The organism is Pantoea sp. 1B4 (assembly GCF_016925765.1).
Lineage (GTDB): Bacteria > Pseudomonadota > Gammaproteobacteria > Enterobacterales > Enterobacteriaceae > Pantoea > Pantoea agglomerans.
In genome coordinates, this window is record NZ_JAEUWZ010000001.1 from 2,793,112 (window position 1) to 2,811,948 (window position 18,837).

Annotated in this window: 13 protein-coding genes and 4 pseudogenes; 5 read left to right on the top strand and 12 right to left on the bottom strand. The window is 53.6% G+C overall.

Features of this window, described 5'->3' with window-relative positions; all coding sequences use genetic code 11:
• Positions 1-2: 2 nt before the first annotated feature.
• From nuoE to lrhA, 5 genes and pseudogenes are all read right to left on the bottom strand, one after another.
• On the bottom strand, positions 3-518 hold the full coding sequence (nuoE, locus tag JNO11_RS13405) for an NADH-quinone oxidoreductase subunit NuoE (RefSeq protein ID WP_010258066.1): 516 nt from the start codon (positions 516-518) through the stop codon (positions 3-5).
• A 2-nt stretch (positions 519-520) separates the two neighbouring features.
• Positions 521-2,321: pseudogene (gene nuoC, locus JNO11_RS13410) on the bottom strand (NADH-quinone oxidoreductase subunit C/D).
• A 113-nt stretch (positions 2,322-2,434) separates the two neighbouring features.
• A pseudogene (locus JNO11_RS13415) lies at positions 2,435-3,113 on the bottom strand (NADH-quinone oxidoreductase subunit B).
• Between the two features lie 15 nt (positions 3,114-3,128).
• Entirely contained in the window at positions 3,129-3,572 is a 444-nt protein-coding gene (locus JNO11_RS13420; RefSeq protein WP_010258058.1) for an NADH-quinone oxidoreductase subunit A, read from the bottom strand.
• Positions 3,573-4,211: 639 nt separating this feature from the next.
• Entirely contained in the window at positions 4,212-5,135 is a 924-nt protein-coding gene (lrhA, locus tag JNO11_RS13425; protein ID WP_010258055.1) for a transcriptional regulator LrhA, read from the bottom strand.
• A 980-nt stretch (positions 5,136-6,115) separates the two neighbouring features.
• Between lrhA and JNO11_RS13430 the strand changes: the two genes are divergently transcribed.
• Both JNO11_RS13430 and yfbR read left to right on the top strand, forming a co-directional pair.
• On the top strand, positions 6,116-7,333 hold the full coding sequence (locus JNO11_RS13430; RefSeq protein ID WP_325177415.1) for a pyridoxal phosphate-dependent aminotransferase: 1,218 nt from the start codon (positions 6,116-6,118) through the stop codon (positions 7,331-7,333).
• Positions 7,334-7,408: 75 nt separating this feature from the next.
• Positions 7,409-8,008 (top strand): 5'-deoxynucleotidase, encoded by a 600-nt coding sequence (gene yfbR / locus JNO11_RS13435; protein WP_010258048.1) that lies wholly within the window; start codon positions 7,409-7,411, stop codon positions 8,006-8,008.
• Positions 8,009-8,037: 29 nt separating this feature from the next.
• Here yfbR and JNO11_RS13440 read toward each other — a convergent pair whose 3' ends face one another.
• From JNO11_RS13440 to yfbV, 3 genes and pseudogenes are all read right to left on the bottom strand, one after another.
• Positions 8,038-8,697, bottom strand: coding sequence for a sugar phosphatase (locus JNO11_RS13440; RefSeq protein WP_325177416.1), 660 nt, complete (start codon positions 8,695-8,697; stop codon positions 8,038-8,040).
• 13 nt (positions 8,698-8,710) lie between these two features.
• Positions 8,711-9,205: a YfbU family protein gene (locus JNO11_RS13445; RefSeq protein ID WP_010671451.1), complete on the bottom strand. Its 495-nt coding sequence runs from the start codon at positions 9,203-9,205 to the stop codon at positions 8,711-8,713.
• 144 nt (positions 9,206-9,349) lie between these two features.
• Positions 9,350-9,803: pseudogene (gene yfbV / locus JNO11_RS13450) on the bottom strand (terminus macrodomain insulation protein YfbV).
• A gap of 337 nt (positions 9,804-10,140) precedes the next feature.
• On the opposite strand from yfbV, the gene ackA reads away from it, so the two are divergent.
• Both ackA and pta read left to right on the top strand, forming a co-directional pair.
• Positions 10,141-11,343 (top strand): acetate kinase, encoded by a 1,203-nt coding sequence (gene ackA, locus JNO11_RS13455; RefSeq protein WP_010258040.1) that lies wholly within the window; start codon positions 10,141-10,143, stop codon positions 11,341-11,343.
• Positions 11,344-11,428: 85 nt separating this feature from the next.
• A complete protein-coding gene (gene pta / locus JNO11_RS13460) occupies positions 11,429-13,561 on the top strand; it encodes a phosphate acetyltransferase (RefSeq protein WP_031292718.1) in 2,133 nt (710 codons plus the stop codon).
• Positions 13,562-13,670: 109 nt separating this feature from the next.
• Here the strand turns inward: pta and yfcD are convergent, their stop codons facing one another.
• Together yfcD and yfcF are read right to left on the bottom strand one after the other, a co-directional pair.
• Entirely contained in the window at positions 13,671-14,195 is a 525-nt protein-coding gene (gene yfcD / locus JNO11_RS13465) for an NUDIX hydrolase YfcD (protein ID WP_010258035.1), read from the bottom strand.
• Positions 14,196-14,303: 108 nt separating this feature from the next.
• Positions 14,304-14,945 carry a glutathione transferase gene (gene yfcF, locus JNO11_RS13470; RefSeq protein ID WP_010258032.1) on the bottom strand — a complete coding sequence of 214 codons (642 nt, stop codon included), beginning with the start codon at positions 14,943-14,945 and terminating at the stop codon, positions 14,304-14,306.
• A gap of 182 nt (positions 14,946-15,127) precedes the next feature.
• Here yfcF and JNO11_RS13475 point away from each other — a divergent pair, with 182 nt between their 5' ends.
• Positions 15,128-16,024, top strand: a complete 897-nt coding sequence (locus JNO11_RS13475) for a TIGR01777 family oxidoreductase (RefSeq protein WP_010258028.1) — start codon at positions 15,128-15,130, stop codon at positions 16,022-16,024.
• Positions 16,025-16,057: 33 nt separating this feature from the next.
• Here the strand turns inward: JNO11_RS13475 and JNO11_RS13480 are convergent, their stop codons facing one another.
• Together JNO11_RS13480 and xylB are read right to left on the bottom strand one after the other, a co-directional pair.
• Positions 16,058-17,338, bottom strand: a complete 1,281-nt coding sequence (locus tag JNO11_RS13480; protein ID WP_325177417.1) for an MFS transporter — start codon at positions 17,336-17,338, stop codon at positions 16,058-16,060.
• A 27-nt stretch (positions 17,339-17,365) separates the two neighbouring features.
• Positions 17,366-18,837 (bottom strand): annotated as a pseudogene (xylB, locus tag JNO11_RS13485) (xylulokinase).

Sequence of the window (18,837 nt, forward strand, 5' to 3'; positions counted from 1 at the left end):
TGTCATTGATACTGCTCCAGCAAACCAGGGATGCCTTCCGGCGTCAGATGCACATGCGTGTCTTCATCCACCATCATCGTTGGCCCCTTATCGCAGTTACCCAGACAGCAGGTTGGCAGCAGTGTAAAGCGGCCATCGGCAGTGGTCTGACCCGGTTTGATATTCAGTTGCTGTTCCAGTGCTGACTGGATGCCCTGATAACCGGTGATATGACAGACCACGCTGTCACAGTAACGGATCACATGACGGCCAACCGGCTGACGGAAGATCTGGCTGTAAAATGTCGCCACACCTTCAACATCACTCGCCGGGATACCCAGTACCTCGGCAATCGCATTGATGGCGCCGTCCGGCACCCATCCGCGCTGTTTCTGCACGATCTTCAGCGCTTCAATCGAGGCTGCACGCGCATCTTCGTAGTGGTGTTTTTCGTGCTCAATGGCGTGATGCTCTTCCGCGCTCAGCACGAAGACCTCGTTAGGGTCGATCGTTTTAATGGCAATGTGTTGATCGTGCATAATTAGCGGTCCACGTCTGACATAACAAAATCGATACTACCCAGATATACGATCAGGTCGGATACCAGGCTGCCACGGATTACTGAAGGAATCTGCTGCAGATGCGGGAAGCTCGGCGTACGCACGCGGGTGCGGTAGCTCATGGTGCTGCCATCGCTGGTCAGGTAGTAGCTGTTGATCCCTTTCGTCGCTTCAATCATCTGGAACGACTCATTGGCTGGCATCACCGGCCCCCCACGAAACCTGCAGGAAGTGCGTGATCAGCGTTTCAATATGCTGCAACGTGCGCTCTTTCGGTGGCGGCGTGGTCAGCGGATGATCCGCTTTAAACGGACCCTCTGGCATGTTGTTGAGACACTGCTCAAGAATGCGCAGCGACTGCCACATCTCTTCCATTTTCAGCATGACGCGGCTGTAAGCATCGCTGATGCCGTCGCCGACCGGGATTTCAAAATCGAAGTTTTCGTAGCCGGAGTAGGGACGCCATTTACGTACGTCAAAGTCGAGACCGGTAGCACGCAGACCAGCACCGGTAGTGCCCCACGCCAGCGCCTCTTCCATGTTGTAAGCAGCAACGCCTTTGGAACGGCCAATCAGTACGCTGTTGCGCAGTGCCGCTTTGTCATACTCTTTAAGACGTTTTGGCATCCAGTCGAGGAAGTCACGCAGCAGACGTTCCCAGCCTCGCGGCAGGTCATGCGCGACACCACCGATGCGGAACCACGCCGGGTGCATACGGAAACCGGTAATCGCCTCAACCACGTCATAGATTTTCTGACGGTCGGTAAAGGCAAAGAACACCGGCGTCATGGCCCCGACGTCCTGAATAAAGGTGGAGATATAAAGCAGGTGGCTGTTGATGCGGAACAGCTCAGAGAGCATCACGCGGATCACATTAACGCGATCGGGCACCACGATACCGGCCAGTTTCTCCACCGCCAGTACGTACGGCATTTCGTTTACGCAGCCGCCGAGGTACTCGATGCGGTCAGTGTAAGGAATGTAGCTGTGCCACGACTGACGCTCGCCCATCTTTTCGGCACCACGGTGGTGATAGCCGATGTCAGGCACGCAGTCGACAATCTCTTCACCATCCAGTTGCAGAATGATGCGGAATGCCCCGTGCGCCGACGGGTGGTTAGGCCCGAGGTTCAGGAACATGAAGTCTTCGTTGGTGGTGCTGCGCTTCATGCCCCAGTCTTCAGGCTTAAAGGTCAGCGCTTCCATCTCCAGATCTTCTTTCTGTTTGGTCAGCGTAAACGGATCGAATTCGGTGGCGCGCGCCGGGTAATCTTTACGCAGCGGATGGCCTTCCCAGGTCGACGGCATCATGATGCGCGTCAGATGCGGGTGACCATCAAAGGTGATACCAAACATCTCCCAGGTTTCACGCTCATACCAGTTGGCATTCGGGAAAAGGCGGGTGATGGTCGGCAGGTGCATATCGTTTTCAGAGAGTGCCACCTTGAGCATGATGTCGCGGTTGCGTTCAATCGACAGCAGGTGGTAGAAAACGGAAAAATCCGCCGCAGGCAGGCCTGCACGGTGGGTACGTAAACGCTCATCCACGCCATGCAGGTCATACAGCATGACGTAAGGCTTGGGTAATTTACGCAGGAACTCGATAATTTCCAGTATCTGTTCACGCTTCACCCACACCACCGGAATACCGGTACGGGTTGGCTGAACAGTGAAAGCATCCGGCCCAAAACGGTTACGCAACTCGCCGATCACCGGGTCATCAAGGTGATCACGGGTTTGCCATGAAGGCTGAGCGAGATCTTGCGTGGTCAAATCTGTCATACGTTACTCACCATTCCGGCCTGGTCTCAGGCACTCAAATGAAGGCGTCAGGATGGGGCCATGCATTAAATTGTGATGTTCTGCTGCAGGCGCTGTTTTCCATCCATACGGTTTTAAACTTCGTCCGGGCTGCGCAGGTTTGTGACTGCGATGCGCTCGCCGCGTTTTCTTTCACGCTCAGATGGCATGTTGGCGCGATAAACGCCCTGATCGCCAACCACCCACGAGAGCGGACGGCGCTCTTTGCCGATCGACTCCTGCAACAGCAGCAGTGCCTGCATATACGCTTCAGGACGTGGCGGACAGCCAGGAATATAAACATCGACCGGCAGGAATTTATCGACACCCTGCACCACGGAATAGATGTCATACATGCCGCCAGAGTTGGCGCAGGCACCCATGGAAATCACCCATTTTGGTTCCAGCATCTGATCGTACAAACGCTGAATAACCGGGGCCATTTTGGTGAACGGCGTACCGGCAATGACCATGAAATCGGCCTGACGTGGCGAAGCGCGCATAACTTCGGCGCCAAAACGTGCCACGTCGTGGACCGCGGTGAACGATGTTGTCATCTCAACGTAACAACAGGACAGGCCAAAGTTATAAGGCCAGAGGGAGTTTTTACGCCCCCCAGTTCACCATGTCATGCAGGGCATTTTCGAGCTTGCCCATATAAACGCTGCGATGAACGTGCTGCTCCAGCGGATCGCTGACGATTTCCTGCTTTTGCAGAGGATAACGGTCGTTCTCACCACCGTTCGGGTCTATGCGGGTGAGCGTATAGTCCATCTTATTGCCTCTCTTTTACTGCTTATGAGGATTGGTGTGGCTGACCGTAGTGGTTTTTACCACCACGCGACGGCGAGCTGGAGCCCAGTCCAGTGCGCCAATGCGTACCAGATAGACCAGACCCGCCAGGAGCACCAAAATGAAAATTGCGGCTTCCACAAAGCCGATCCAACCGCTTTCACGGATTGAAGTCGCCCATGCGTATAAAAAGAGGGCTTCGACGTCGAAGATGACGAAAAACATCGCAACCAGATAAAATTTCGCCGACAGGCGGATATGGGTATCACCAACGGATTCAATGCCCGATTCGAATGGCGTGTCTTTGTAGCGGGCGCGCGCTCTGCCGCCAAGCAGCCATCCTCCGGTCAGCATGAAAGCACACAGGCCAAAGGCAATAACGATAAATACGATAAACGCCCAGTGCTGAGCGATGATTTCGGTGGTAGTTGACATACTCATTGCTTACTCATCAAAAGTGGCGCTGGCATCCTGCACGCGTTTCCCGCAGCAAACTGACCACATCGATTCAAGGGAAGGATAAAAACCTTTCAAATGTCGCTGTTATTACGTAATAAGCAGCTATTTTATGGGGTTTTTTTACTCCTTTCTATAACCTTTTGTCAACTTTGACAAAAGTATCCAAACATTATTTCACACCTGCATCATATTATTAACAAATGATGCCCCGCTTTCCAGCTAAATCGCTTCAGTCTGTAGGGTTAATTTTAGTGTAGCGGGTATTCACATGCATGGATCGTGCATTTAACAAACATATTTTGACAGGTATCACTGAATTTTCCCTCCCCTTTCCAGGGCTATTTTTTTGATCCAGAACACACTTTTGCCCTTTATGCGTTAATTTTCCCCACCTGAAACGGTGATTCGGAACAAAGCGTTCGGTTTTTTGGTCTGGATGTTTCAATTAAGCAGGTGGTGAAACTTTTTTAGTCGGGTCAGGAGAGGCAGATGAGCAGTAAGGAACATAGGACGAGGGTCAGGCACAAAAAAGCCTCTCGTTCTTTTCAGGGAAGGAGAGGCTTATTTATAAGCGTTTATTAAGGCAATCACGCAGGTATTGAGTACAACACGTTAGCGAAATTACTCTTCGTCATCCAGCAACAGTGAACCGTCGGGATTATTGCTCAGGTTATAAGGATCATTGGTGGACTGCATGGCATTGAAGATAGCCAGCGCCAGTTCATTATCGCTGTCAGGATTACGGCACAGCAGATATTGCGTATCCGGCAGTACCGGCAGTCCTTCAGCTGCACCCATAACACGCAGTTCCGGGCTCATCATCTCGACCGGACGTGCCGTCACGCCCAGTCCCGCTTTCACCGCTGCGCGTACTGCAGCCAGTGTGGAAGCGACATAAGAGATACGCCACGGGATGCCCGCTTCGTTGAGATGATCGATTGCCATATCACGATAAGGACTTGGCTCATCCAGCAACACCAATGGAATGGCTTCGCCACGCTGGAAGATATAATCCGCTGCGCAGTACCACAAGGTAGGTGAAGTACGCAGTACCTGATAGGTAAAATTGCCCGGGCTGGAAGTCGTCACAACCAGGTCCACTTCACCCTGATTGAGCATTTCCATCATAAACGGATTACGTTTAACCCGCACATCGATTGCCAGTTTCGGATAAACCGAGGTCACCCGGTTTAGCAGGAACGGCAGAATAGTGTCAGAGGTGTCATCAGAGGCGCCAATAGTCAGCACGCCCTGAATGTTGCTGTACATCAGAGATGTGCAGGCTTCGTCGTTAAAACGAAGAATTTTTCTCGCATAGCCTAAAAGCTGGATACCGTGCTCTGTCAGAAGCTTATTACGTCCATGTCTGGCAAACAGCTCTTTACCTACCAATTGTTCCAGACGTTGCATCTGCTGACTGACTGCTGACTGGGTTCTGCAGACCGCTGCAGCGGCTGCTGCAAAGGTATTCAAATCCGCAACGGCAACGAAGGTTCTCAGCAGATCGAGGTCGAGATTCAGTATCGGACGATTTGCATTAGTCATGTTTTTTCTTCACTTATAAGATTTTTACGAACTACTACCCTGGTGTTATCACAAGCTTATCAAAGTGATAAGCAGTAATGGTGCTCAATGACAGTCCTGTGTGAAGACTGACACAAAAAAAGTTTAAGTGGATCCTGCACTGTTGACTCCCCTGAAAGGGCCATAGCGCTATTCAAGCCATAGTACTATTCAAGACAGATACAACTTCTGAACCGATGGCGCTGGGTGCGCAAATGCAGGAAGCTGCGTAGTTGTCTTATTCCCACCAGAAAGAATCGTGCGGGATAGAAAGCGCACTTTACGGGCTATCCAAGCGAAGCGGCAAAGTGCACTAAATAATAAATTATACTTAATCATTTTTGACTTCAAAATGGAAATGATTTTGTGAAAAGCGCTGTAAATTTTGTGCTAAAGGCATTTCCAGACCCTTATGCCACATTATTGATCACTTTTTTAAGCCTTCAGCGTTCTGAAATTTAGTGAGGAAGTGTTAAGTACGGCTCACAATCCTGCAATAAAGGTGCCATATGAAGCTCTGCTTTTGGCACTTTTCCGGCGAACACAAGGCCTTAAACGCGCCACTCTTAAGCAGCGTTAAGGCGTAATCTTTAGGCACGTTCTAAAATCGTCCATAATTTGAACATTTATAAAATATCCTTTAACTATTTCTCTAAGTGTATATTTCAGGTGCAAAGAAAAGTTCCATTTCAATAACTTCCAGATAGCGTTCATGATGCTAAAGCCATATGTCGGTTCAGCAGCGCTTTGGACAAGTTAAAATCCTGCATTAATGCCAATTTATGGTTTTATTAACCAGTTTACGCGACAACAAATATTTTTTACGCTGCGCACCGGGCAAAAAAGTTGTTGAACCCGCCAAAACGGGGCGGCACCCTTCTTTTGTGACTGTCAGGAGAGTACATTGTGCTGGTTGGATTTCTGTGGCAGCCAAAAGGATTCTGCCCATTAAGGCGGTAACAATGACTTTTCAAATTGATAAATCCGGAAAACTCGATAACGTCTGCTATGACATCCGTGGCCCGGTACTGAAAGAGGCTAAGCGCCTCGAAGAAGAAGGTAACAAAGTTCTGAAGCTGAACATTGGCAACCCGGCGCCGTTTGGTTTTGAAGCACCGGATGAGATACTGGTCGATGTTATTCGTAACCTTCCCAGCTCTCAGGGCTATTGTGACTCCAAGGGTCTCTATTCCGCCCGTAAAGCGATCATGCAGCACTACCAGGCGCGCGACATGCGCGATGTCACCGTAGAAGATATCTACATTGGCAACGGTGTTTCAGAACTCATCGTGCAGGCGATGCAGGCGTTACTGAACAGCGGCGACGAAATGCTGGTGCCGGCACCCGACTATCCGTTATGGACGGCTGCGGTTTCCCTCTCCAGCGGTAAAGCAGTGCACTATCTCTGTGACGAATCAGCAGGCTGGTTCCCTGACCTCGATGATATCCGCAGCAAGATAACGCCTCGTACCCGCGGCATCGTGATTATCAACCCGAATAACCCCACTGGCGCGGTCTACAGCAAAGAGCTGCTGTTAGAGGTGGTTGAAATTGCGCGTCAGCATAACCTGATTATTTTCGCCGATGAGATCTACGACAAGATCCTCTATGACGATGCACAGCATCACTGCATCGCAGCGCTGGCACCCGATCTGCTGACTGTTACCTTTAATGGCCTTTCTAAAACCTATCGCGTTGCCGGTTTCCGTCAGGGCTGGATGGTACTGAACGGGCCAAAGAAACATGCTAAAGGCTATATAGAAGGACTGGAGATGCTCGCCTCGATGCGCCTGTGTGCCAACGTACCGGCGCAGCATGCGATTCAGACGGCGCTGGGCGGCTACCAGAGCATTAGCGAATTTATCATGCCGGGTGGTCGTCTCTACGAGCAGCGGCAGCGCGCTTGGGAGTTGATTAATGATATCCCAGGCGTCAGCTGTGTGAAGCCACAGGGCGCGCTTTATATGTTCCCGAAAATCGATGCCAAAAAATTCAACATTTTCGACGATCAGAAGATGGTGCTGGATTTTCTGTTACACGAGAAGGTGCTGCTGGTTCAGGGCAGTGCCTTTAACTGGCCATGGCCCGATCACCTGCGCATTGTTACGCTGCCTCGTGTGGATGATCTTGAGATGGCGATCAATAAATTTGGCCGCTTCCTGCAAGGCTATCGTCAATAATCGGGCCCGCGTATACTGACGCTATTTGGGGAGAGCCAGAGCCTGTCTCTCCCCCGCCAGCCAACAGGAACGCTCATGACACAAAGCCACTTCTTTGCTCATCTCTCCCGTCTTAAGCTGATCAACCGCTGGCCGCTGATGCGCAATGTGCGCACCGAAAATGTCTCCGAACACAGTCTGCAGGTCGCTATGGTGGCGCATGCCCTGGCCGTGATCAAAAACCTTAAATTCAACGGGTCGCTTAATGCCGATCACATTGCCATGCTGGCGCTTTACCACGATGCCAGTGAAGTGCTCACAGGCGATTTACCGACTCCGGTAAAATATTACAACGCGCAGATCGCCCACGAATACAAGAAAATCGAGAAGATTGCTCAGCAGAAGCTGATTGAGATGCTGCCTGAAGAGTTTCAGGCGATCTATCGCCCGTTGATCGATGAGCATCTGCACAGCGAAGAGGAGCAGGCGGTTGTGAAACAGGCGGATGCGCTCTGTGCATATGTAAAATGTCTTGAGGAGTTGTCTGCCGGGAACAACGAATTTTTACTGGCCAAAGCGCGGCTGGAAAAGACCCTGGCACTTCGGCGTTCACCGGAGATGGATTACTTCGTTGAGGTGTTTATTCCGAGCTTCAGCCTGTCACTGGATGAAATCTCGCAGGATACGCCACTCTAAGCCCGGCGGTCTGGCCGCCGGGCCAGCCCTTAAGCCTGCTGATGGAAGGTAAAGCTGCCGTCAGACTCGCGGGTTATCACCAGTGACGCCAGTGAGTCGAGCTGAAGCGCTACCTCATCCAGCCGGGGTGTCTCCGCCGGCGCATTGATGGCAATCACCGCACAGCCAGCATTCAGGCCGGATAAGATTCCGGCAGGTGCATCTTCTGCAACCACGCACGATGTCGCCGCTAATCCCAGCTTCTCCGCGCCAAGCAGGTAGGGATCGGGCTCCGGTTTGCCCTTAGCCACCTGTTCAGCGGTAATAAACACGGCAGGCTTCGGTAAGCCTGCGGCTTTATGACGTGCATGTGCGACCGGCACTGAACCGGAAGTGACAATCGCCCAGGGAATCTGCAGTTCGTTCAGCCGGTTCAGCAACGCGTTGGCCCCTGGCAGCGCCTGCACACCGTCGGTGTCCGCCGCTTCAGCCTGCTCCAGCGCAACAAACTCCGCCTGAATAGCCTCTTCCGACTGGCCTGCCATGAAATGACGCAGAGAGGTGATCGCCTGTTTGCCATGAATGAAATCCAGAATCTCATCAGCCGCGATGCCATGACGGGCACCCCACTGGCTCCAGGCTCGTTCAACCGCTGGCAGTGAATCCACCAGCGTGCCGTCTAAATCAAATAGAAAACCTCTGTAGGTCACGCGCTCCTCCTCATCAGGCATTAATCACTTGCGCAATTTCGTTTGCACTTAAATGGTACTGGCGCGGACAAGTCTGCCACAAAGCTAACATCCGTTGATACTTTTCCCACATCGGGGTCTGCGCATTAAAACCATGGGTACCGGAATCGAAGTGGGTATAGCGCCCTTCTGTATTGACCATAAAACGGACATAACCCAGCAGGCGCGCTTCCGTTGCCGCATCGAAGCCCAGAAAGGCCAGACGGCGCTCTTCAAGCTCACCTTTCTCTTTAAGGTTCGACCAGGAGACGTGGAGAGCGTGATGCATTTCCATAATATCGATTACCGTCCGGCAGATCGCTTCGCTGAGTTCGCCAAACTCTTTGTCCAGCTCCCGCATCTGCAGCGCATAACCGCGTTCGATGATGGTCTGGTAACGACGAAAACGTTCCGCATTTTCCGGCTCAAGCATGGCCATCATTTTGTACTGATTAGTGAGAATCAAACGCTGCGCATGGGTCATTTCCATCATTTACTCCCGGTCAGAGACCGCTCAGTTAATCGACAATGGAGAAATCATTGCACAGCGTTAGCGACACGGAAATCGCCGTATCACCATTCTTTGATTTGGCCGCAGGTTAGCGGTAAATATTTTACCGCCAGCGGGGATGGGTCAGAGATCGTCGAGGAAAGTGCGGTCGAGTTGTTTGAACGCCCGCTTTAGCAGATCGGCCAGCGCCTGATAGGTCGGCTTGCCTTCTACTGGCGCTGTCGCCTGCCCCGCTTCTTCCAGCCGGGCACGAACTTCATGAAACCAGTTAAGCAGCGTCGGCGGCAGCGGCGTCACAGAACGCTTTCCCAGCCACCATAATCCCTGCATCGGCAGGGTACAGGCAAACAGCGCGGTCGCCACGGCCGGGCCTAACTGACCGCCCATCGCGATCTGCCAGGTCAGCGTAAAAATCGCCAAAGGGGGGCATAAAGCGAATAGCAAAACGCGTTGCCGATGAAACACGGTTTTCCGGGAACATAGGTGCCAGGCGCTTATCAGCCGGCCAGGTCTTCATATAGTGTTGGCCGCGCTGAAACATCCGAAACCAATTGGTACTGCCAGATTCATTCGCCATGGCTCACCTCAACTAATGCTGTAAAAATTAAAAAATAGTTATAACTACACAACTTTACGTGACATCCTTCAATTATTTTTGTCTTTAAAGGTGACTCCAGCTATTCTGACGCCGTTTTACCCCCTTTCCGGAAGCGGATTGCGCTTTTGGGAAGAGGCCTGAGCCAGGTTCAGACGAGGCAATTTTCAAATTTTCGCGTAAGATTGCCGAAATATTTTGCGGAAATGCAGAATTCTGTCTACCGCATGATGTTTGTCATTAATCTACCAGCTTTCATGGGCTACGCTGTTAGTCTGATTGCGTTTTATTTAGCCACTCTCAAAAAATAGGTACTTCCATGTCGAGTAAGTTAGTTCTGGTTCTGAACTGTGGCAGCTCTTCCCTTAAGTTTGCCATCCTCAACCCTGCCAGCGGTGAAGAATTCCTGTCGGGCCTGGCGGAATGTTTCCACCTTCCTGAAGCCCGCATCAAATGGAAGCTGGAAGGCGAAAAACAGGAAGCGCCTCTGGGTGCTGGCGCAGCGCATAGTGAAGCGCTGAACTTTATCGTTAAAACCATTCTGGCACAAAAACCTGAGCTTTCGGCACAAATTGCTGCAATCGGCCATCGTATCGTTCATGGCGGCGAGAAGCTGACTCAGTCAGTCATCATCACTGAAGAAGTGGTACAGGGCATCAAAGACGCCTCTTCTTTTGCACCGCTGCACAATCCGGCTCATCTGATCGGTATTGATGAAGCGATGAAAAACTTCCCGCACCTGTCAGATAAGAATGTCGCGGTATTTGACACCGCTTTCCATCAGACAATGCCGGAAGAGTCTTATCTCTATGCGCTGCCGTACAAATTGTATAAAGAGCATGGCGTTCGTCGCTATGGCGCGCATGGTACCAGCCACTTCTATGTGACCCATGAAGCGGCCAAAATGCTCAACAAGCCGCTTGAGTCACTGAATATTATTACCTGCCACCTCGGTAACGGCGGTTCTGTCTCTGCCATTCGCAACGGCGAGTGTGTGGACACCTCAATGGGCCTGACCCCACTGGAAGGCCTGGTGATGGGTACCCGCAGTGGCGACATCGACCCGGCAATTATCTTCTTCCTGCACGATACGCTGGGTATGAGCGTCGATGCCATCAATAAACTGCTGACCAAAGAGTCTGGCCTGTTAGGTCTGACTGAAGTCACCAGCGACTGCCGCTACGTGGAAGATAACTACACCACCAAAGAAGATGCGAAGCGCGCAATGGATGTCTTCTGTCATCGCCTGGCGAAATATATCGGCAGCTACACTGCGCTGATGGATGGCCGCCTTGATGCCGTGGTATTTACTGGCGGCATCGGTGAAAACGCCGCGATGGTTCGTGAACTCTCACTGAAAAAACTGGCACTGCTGGGCTTTGACGTCGATCACGATCGCAACCTGGCGGCCCGTTTCGGCAAGTCTGGTTACATCAATAAAGAAGGCACCCGCCCGGCGCTGGTGATCCCGACCAACGAAGAGCTGGTCATCGCCCAGGACGCCGCGCGTCTGACTGCGTAAACACTTCTCTCCGTCAGCTCAGGCTGACGGAGTTGTTTTTGACACCCTGCCATTACTGAGAGGTTCAAACGTGTCACGTACAATTATGCTCATTCCGACCGGCACCAGCGTCGGCCTGACCAGCGTCAGCCTCGGCGTTATCCGCGCCATGGAGCGCAAAGGCGTTCGACTTAGCGTCTTTAAGCCGATTGCTCAGCCGCGTACCGGCGGCGATACGCCGGATCAAACCACCACTATTATCCGTAAGAACTCTTCGATTCCTGCCGCTGAACCGCTGCAGATGTCACGTGTTGAATCACTGCTGGGATCGAACCAGCAGGATGTGCTGATGGAAGAGATCATCTCCCGTTACCATGCCAACACGCAGAATGCGGAAGTAGTGCTGGTTGAAGGTCTGGTCCCTACCCGTAAGCATCAGTTCGCCAACGCGCTGAATTATGAAATCGCGAAAACCCTGAATGCGGAAATCGTCTTCGTGATGGCGCTGGGCAATGACTCTCCGGCCCAGCTGAAAGAGCGCATTGAACTGACGCAGAGCAGCTTCGGCGGTCAGAAGAATAAAAATATCACTGGCGTGATCATCAATAAACTCAACGCGCCGGTCGATGATCAGGGGCGTACCCGCCCTGACCTGTCAGAAATTTTTGATGACTCGTCAAAAGCCAGCATCGCCAATATCGATCCTAAGCAGCTGTTCTCAGACAGCCCGCTGCCGGTGCTGGGCTGCGTGCCATGGAGCTTTGATCTGATCGCCACCCGCGCAATCGATATGTGCCGCCACCTGGATGCGCGCATCATCAACGAAGGTGAGATTCAGACCCGCCGGGTTAAATCGGTCACCTTCTGCGCCCGTAGTATCCCGCACATGCTGGAGCATTTCCGTCCAGGCTCACTGCTGGTGACTTCCGCAGACCGCCCGGATGTACTGGTCGCCGCCTGTCTGGCCGCCATGAACGGCATTGAGATTGGCGCTATCCTGCTGACCGGTAACTACGAGATTGACGATCGTATCGCGCGCCTCTGTGACCGTGCCTTCCAGACCGGCCTGCCGGTGTTCATGGTGAAAACCAATACCTGGCAGACCTCTCTGAGCCTGCAGAGCTTTAATCTTGAAGTGCCCGCTGACGACACGCAGCGCATCGAGAAAGTGCAGGAATATGTTGCCAGCTACATTAATGCCGACTGGATTGAGTCACTGACCGCCACGTCAGAGCGCAGCCGTCGCCTGTCGCCACCGGCCTTCCGCTATCAGCTGACTGAGCTGGCGCGTAAAGCGGGCAAACGCGTCGTGCTGCCAGAGGGTGACGAGCCGCGTACGGTTAAAGCGGCCGCTATCTGTGCTGAACGCGGTATCGCCACCTGCGTACTGTTAGGCAACCCGGATGAGATTCAGCGTGTTGCTGCGGCTCAGGGTGTCGAACTGGGCAAAGGGGTTGAGATTGTTGATCCGGAACAGGTGCGTGAAAACTACGTGCCGCGTCTGGTTGAGCTACGTAAGAGCAAAGGCATGACCGAAGTGGTCGCCCAGGAACAACTGGAAGATAACGTGGTGTTGGGCACCATGATGCTGGAAAGTGGCGAAGTGGATGGCCTGGTTTCAGGTGCGGTTCACACCACCGCCAACACCATTCGTCCGCCTCTGCAGCTGATCAAAACAGCGCCTAACAGCTCACTGGTTTCATCGGTGTTCTTTATGCTGCTGCCGGAGCAGGTGCTGGTTTACGGTGACTGCGCGATTAACCCGGATCCCACCGCTGAGCAACTGGCTGAGATCGCTATTCAGTCAGCCGACTCTGCTAAAGCCTTTGGTATCGATCCACGTGTTGCGATGATCTCCTACTCTACCGGCACGTCAGGTGCAGGCAGCGACGTTGAAAAAGTGCGTGAAGCAACGCGTATCGCGCAGGAAAAACGTCCTGATCTGGTCATCGATGGTCCGCTGCAGTATGACGCCGCGATCATGGAAGATGTGGCGAAGTCGAAAGCGCCAGATTCACAGGTTGCCGGTCGCGCCACCGTGTTTATCTTCCCGGATCTGAACACCGGTAACACCACGTATAAAGCGGTACAGCGTTCAGCCGATCTGATCTCAATCGGGCCGATGCTGCAGGGTATGCGTAAGCCGGTTAACGACCTGTCGCGCGGTGCGCTGGTTGATGACATCGTCTACACCATCGCCTTAACCGCCATTCAGTCTCAGCAGGCTGAACAAGGCTAAGCGTCAGGTAAGAACGCAAAAGGCATGCCCCAGGGCATGCCTTTTTTTCGCCGGTAACAGAGCCAGAGGTTTTAATGCGGATCGCTGAGACGCGTTAAAGCGCCCGTTTTCAGGCCCGGTTATCGCCGTTGCGGCTCATCCACAGAGAGAGCGCTTTAAGCGAATCGTCAGTGAACTCATCACAACGTGCGGTGATCTCATCGGGCGTCATCCAGATAATCTCATCGACTTCCGATTCCTGCATGGCGAATGGCCCATGTGACACACAACTGAACAGTCCGCCCCAGACGCGACAGTGCTGATCTTCGAAGTAGAATTTGCCATGCTCAGCAAACGGCACCGCAGCAATTCCTAACTCCTCTTCCGCTTCACGTCGCGCAGACTCCAGCATATCTTCACCGCTCTGCACCACGCCGCCTGCGGTTGCGTCCAGCTTGCCCGGCATAAAATCTTTTATCTCTGTGCGACGCTGCACCAGAATTTTGCCCATACCGTCATGAACCACAATATAGGTAGCGCGGTGACGCAGGCACTCAGCGCGCATCTGCGCACGTGTTGCCTGAGCAACAACTTCATTCTCTTCGTTTACGATATCGACCCACTCGATGCCGTCACCCGCAGTTTGATCCACCATCCGTAACCCTTTCCTGTTTGGCGTACTCTTGGGTACGCAGTTTGCCACGTCTTTATTTTTATGTGGCGTAAGGTAATCACTTCCGGCAGCCTGAGCAAGCCCTGGCTGTTACCGATTTTTACCACTTTCTGCTAACCACAGCTGTACTGAGGCTCGCTGCCACTGAAACTCAGCATAATCCCGCAGACGCGCGGGCAAAGGATCGCCATGCAATACCAGCCGGTTAAGCATCACCGCCAGATCGGTATCCGCAATTGACCACTCGCCAAACAGGTTCTGTTGCCCGTCCGGCAGCAGGCGATCGACGGCCATAACCAGTTTATCCACCGCCTGCTGCGCTGATGCGGTCAGCGGCGCAAAGCGCTCACCGGCAAACAGCACTTCTGTGGGACGCTCCTGACGTATCCACAGGAAGTCACTGCGCAGCCAGGCCTGGATCTCTCTGGCGCGGGCACGCTTCTCGCGGTCGCGGGGATAGAGGCGCTCAAATTCGGGCGCCGGAAAGCGCTCTTCAAGATATTCGGTAATCGCCGAGGATTCGCTTAACAGGAACGCATCAATCTGCAGGGTCGGGACCCGGCAGGTCAGCGACAGCTCGCGGTAAGCCGCGGCGTATTGCTGATTCTGCGACAAATCGACGCGCTTCAGCTGGAAAGGGATCCCTTTTTCGGTAAGAGCAACATAGGCCGACATGGCGTAAGGACTGAAAAATGATGAATCTGACCACAGGGTGATGGACGGATAATTCATCGGTTACCTCAATTGGCTGTCAGGGTTGCATCATGTTTACCGATTTTTATTTGGGAAGGCAACGCTGAGCTGATCCGATCTCTGCCTCCGGAATAAGAAAGCGCGACGCGACTCACGATAGAGTGGCTCGACTCTTCTATGCTGAAAGATGCAAATAACAAAAACATCAAGGGAGCCGCAACATGCACATTCTTATTACCGGTGGCACGGGACTGATTGGCCGTCACCTGATTCCGCGCCTGCAACAGCTGGGGCATCAGATCAGTGTGGTGACGCGTGACGTGGTCAGCGCACGTGAAAAACTGGGCGAAGAGGTCGCGCTCTGGTCAGGGCTGGCGCAACAGTCGAACCTGGATACGATCGATGCGGTCATTAATCTGGCGGGAGAACCTATTGCCGACAAACGCTGGACGGAGCCGCATAAACAGCAGCTGTGTGAAAGCCGCTGGCAGATAACCGAGCAGATCGTCTCACTGATCAACGCCAGCGCCACGCCACCGTCCGTGTTGATCTCAGGTTCGGCAACCGGCTTTTATGGTAACACCGGCGATCTGGTACTGACTGAAGAGGATCAGGGTCAGGATGAGTTTACTCATCAGCTCTGCGCCCGCTGGGAGCAGCTGGCGCTCGCGGCTGAAAGCGAACGCACCCGCGTCTGCCTGCTGCGAACCGGCGTGGTGCTGGCGTCTGAGGGCGGCGCACTCAGCAAAATGAAGCTGCCCTTTAAACTCGGCATCGGCGGGCCGATTGGCAGTGGTAAACAGTACATGCCGTGGATTCACATTGATGACATGCTAAACGCCATTATCTGGCTGCTGGAGCATGACGATCTGCGGGGTCCGTTCAATATGGTCGCTCCCTACGCGGTGCGTAACGAGCAGTTTGCCGCCACCCTGGGCCGGGTTATGCATCGTCCGGCCTTTATGCGCACGCCTGCCAGCGCCATTAAACTGATGATGGGCGAATCGTCGGTGCTGGTGCTGGGAGGACAGCATGTGCTGCCAAAACGGCTGGAAGCCTCAGGCTTTGGCTTCCGCTGGTACGATTTGCAGGAAGCGTTGCAGGATGTCGCAGGATAAACATACGGCGGCCCTGGGCCGCCGTATGTTTCGTTAGTTACGCTGCTCTGCTACACGCGACTTCACTACCTTCTCTTCACGCGTATGCCCCGGTTGTGGCACACGAATAATAAAGGTCAGCACGCCAGCGAACACGTATAGCCCGGTATAGGCCCATACCACACCGACAATGTCGAAGAACGGCAGCATGACTGAGGCGATAGCCGGTGCCACAAAGTTACTGAGTCCTGCGGAGAGGTTGTAAATAGAGACCGCAGCGCCTTTGTGATGCGGTTCCAGCGTGGGAAATACAGCGGTCATCGGTACAAACGCGGCGACAAAAATGCCCAGCATTACCGCAGGGATTAATGCGACCCAGAAGTTATGACCCGCATACAGCGGCAGATAATAAAAGGTCAGGCTGGAGATGGCCATCCCCAGGCAACCAAACCAGCGCACCTGACGGATCCAGCCCAGCTTCTCTCCCGTGAGGCCCCAGAAGATATTCGTAAATATAGTGACAAAGAAGAACACCGCCCAGATTTGTAGCCATTCAGAGATGGTAAAGCCGAGACGATCGACAAACAGCAGTGGCATGATAATGGCGAAACCAAACAGCGACAGCGTGTTGATGATGCGAATCAGGCAGGCATAAAACACATTCTGATTGGTGAACAGGATGGTCACGGCACGCGCCATCTCTGTCATCTTGTCACGCATCGGCAAATTCACACGAGAGCGATCCACCGGTACCTTGCGCAGGCTGAAGTATGCGAGGATCCCACCACAGGCCACCCAGATAATAGCCAGCCACAGCGTCCCCGTTTCCCCCAGCATCGGAATGGTGAGACTTGGCAGATAGCTGCCAATCACCCCGATGCCGACAGAATACATCGCCCAGAACCAGCCGGTCGCCGCCGCCAGTTTTTCGCGCGGTAAGACCTGCACCAGCATCATCATGAAAGAGTAGATAAACAGCGGATAAGCCAGCCCGCGAATGCCGTAGAACAGCACCATCAGCGGATAGTTGCGCAGGCCAAGCCCCAGCGACATAAACAGCGTATGCATCACGATCCATAACACAAAGCCAATCATCATCGCGCGCTGCGGTGTGATCAACTCGGCAACCACGCCAGATGCCCAGGCCGCCAGGGCTGCCGCTAAGCCATAGAAGGTGAATACGACTGCAGACTGCGCGGGCGTAAAGCCCATATCGGTGATATGGCGCGACAGAAACGCCATTTCAAAGCCATCACCCGCCATAAAGATTGCGATAGCGAGGAAACCCCAGAACATCTTTTTCGGTAAGCCAAACCAGTATTCGTTCGATAGCATCACAATTACCTTCTGTCTGGTTAGTCGTTATGCAGGCAGCAAACTGCGCACCTGTTGTTGCTGGACGTAGAGTTCCCGGAACAGACATAGCCGCTTTTGCAGCACGGCACCGCGCGTCTCGTCCGGTTGGTAGCACGCCTGCACAGCCGGCTTCAGACACACCTCATGCTCAAGGCCGCCATCAGCCAGCCACGCTAAACGTGCCGCACCCAGCGCGCCAGATGCGCTGGCGGGATGGGTAACAATGGGCAGTTGCAGCACATCGGCAATCAATTGAGCCCACAATGTGCTACGTGCGCCACCACCGGTCAGGCTGCACTGCTGAATGTGATGCCTGGCATCGCCGAGCACACTCAACCCATCAGCCAGCCCAAATGCCACGCCTTCAACCACCGCATAGCCCAGCAAGGCGCGCGGGGTTTCATGGCGCAGATTGAAGAAAGAACCGGATGCGTCAGGATCGTTATGTGGTGTGCGTTCACCAGACAGATAGGGCAGGAAAACCGGGGCGCTACGCACTTGCTCATCACTGAGCTGGACCATCTCCTCCATCAGCTGGCTTTCACTGACCGACAGCAGATTGCACAACCAGCGCAGACAACTGGCGGCGCTAAGCATCACACTCATCTGGTGCCAGCGGCCCGGTAACGCATGGCAAAAAGGCGTGCACCCCGCATTGAGGGTCAGCCCGTAAGCGGTCGTTTACGACAAAAATCACACCGGAGGTACCCAATGAGATAAACGCATCACCGGGATTCACCGCCCCCCACACCGACTGCCGATGCGGCATTGTCACCGCCGCCTCCCGCGACAGTAACCGCAGTAGATAAACCCCACTCGCTCGCCAGCGTCGGCTGCAGGCGTCCACTTATGGCACTGCCTTCTACCAGTTCAGGCATTTGGGCACGCTTCAGTCCGGTGATGGCCAGCAGTTCTTCCGACCAGTCACGCCGGGAGACATCGAGCCACAGCGTTCCGGCAGCATCCGAAGGCTCACTGACAAAGCGCCCGGTAAGACGCCAGCGCAGGTAATCTTTCGGCAGCAGGACCTTATCGATGCGGCTGAAAATTTCTGGCTCATTTTCCGCGACCCAGTGCAGTTTCGGCAAAGTGAAGCCGGGCATAATCATATTGCCGCTAATTTCCATTATCCGGGGATTGCTCTTCCGTAGCCTTTCACACTGCGGTGCACTGCGCGTGTCGTTCCAGAGGATACACGGACGCAGCACCTTCCCCCCGGCATCCAGCAACACGGCCCCGTGCATCTGTCCCGATAATCCAATAGCGCGAATCGCGGCCCATGCCAGAGGAAACTGATGACGTAATCCCGCCAGAACCTCGCTGCAGGCTTGCCACCAGCATTCAGGATCCTGTTCAGCCCAGTGGGGATGGGGACGCTGCACGCTCAGCGTGGCGTGCTGAGCCGCCACAATCTCACCGTGCGTATTAATGATCAGCGCTTTAAGCTCTGAGGTACCAATATCAATGCCGAGATACAT

Excerpts from the sequence above, each read along its gene's own strand:
- nuoE (WP_010258066.1), bottom strand. The coding sequence starts at position 518 with ATGCACGATCAACACATTGCCATTAAAACGATCGACCCTAACGAGGTC.
- JNO11_RS13420 (WP_010258058.1), bottom strand. The coding sequence starts at position 3,572 with ATGAGTATGTCAACTACCACCGAAATCATCGCTCAGCACTGGGCGTTT.
- lrhA (WP_010258055.1), bottom strand. The coding sequence starts at position 5,135 with ATGACTAATGCAAATCGTCCGATACTGAATCTCGACCTCGATCTGCTG.
- JNO11_RS13430 (WP_325177415.1), top strand. The coding sequence starts at position 6,116 with ATGACTTTTCAAATTGATAAATCCGGAAAACTCGATAACGTCTGCTAT.
- yfbR (WP_010258048.1), top strand. The coding sequence starts at position 7,409 with ATGACACAAAGCCACTTCTTTGCTCATCTCTCCCGTCTTAAGCTGATC.
- JNO11_RS13445 (WP_010671451.1), bottom strand. The coding sequence starts at position 9,205 with ATGGAAATGACCCATGCGCAGCGTTTGATTCTCACTAATCAGTACAAA.
- ackA (WP_010258040.1), top strand. The coding sequence starts at position 10,141 with ATGTCGAGTAAGTTAGTTCTGGTTCTGAACTGTGGCAGCTCTTCCCTT.
- pta (WP_031292718.1), top strand. The coding sequence starts at position 11,429 with ATGCTCATTCCGACCGGCACCAGCGTCGGCCTGACCAGCGTCAGCCTC.
- yfcD (WP_010258035.1), bottom strand. The coding sequence starts at position 14,195 with ATGGTGGATCAAACTGCGGGTGACGGCATCGAGTGGGTCGATATCGTA.
- yfcF (WP_010258032.1), bottom strand. The coding sequence starts at position 14,945 with ATGAATTATCCGTCCATCACCCTGTGGTCAGATTCATCATTTTTCAGT.
- JNO11_RS13475 (WP_010258028.1), top strand. The coding sequence starts at position 15,128 with ATGCACATTCTTATTACCGGTGGCACGGGACTGATTGGCCGTCACCTG.
- JNO11_RS13480 (WP_325177417.1), bottom strand. The coding sequence starts at position 17,338 with ATGCTATCGAACGAATACTGGTTTGGCTTACCGAAAAAGATGTTCTGG.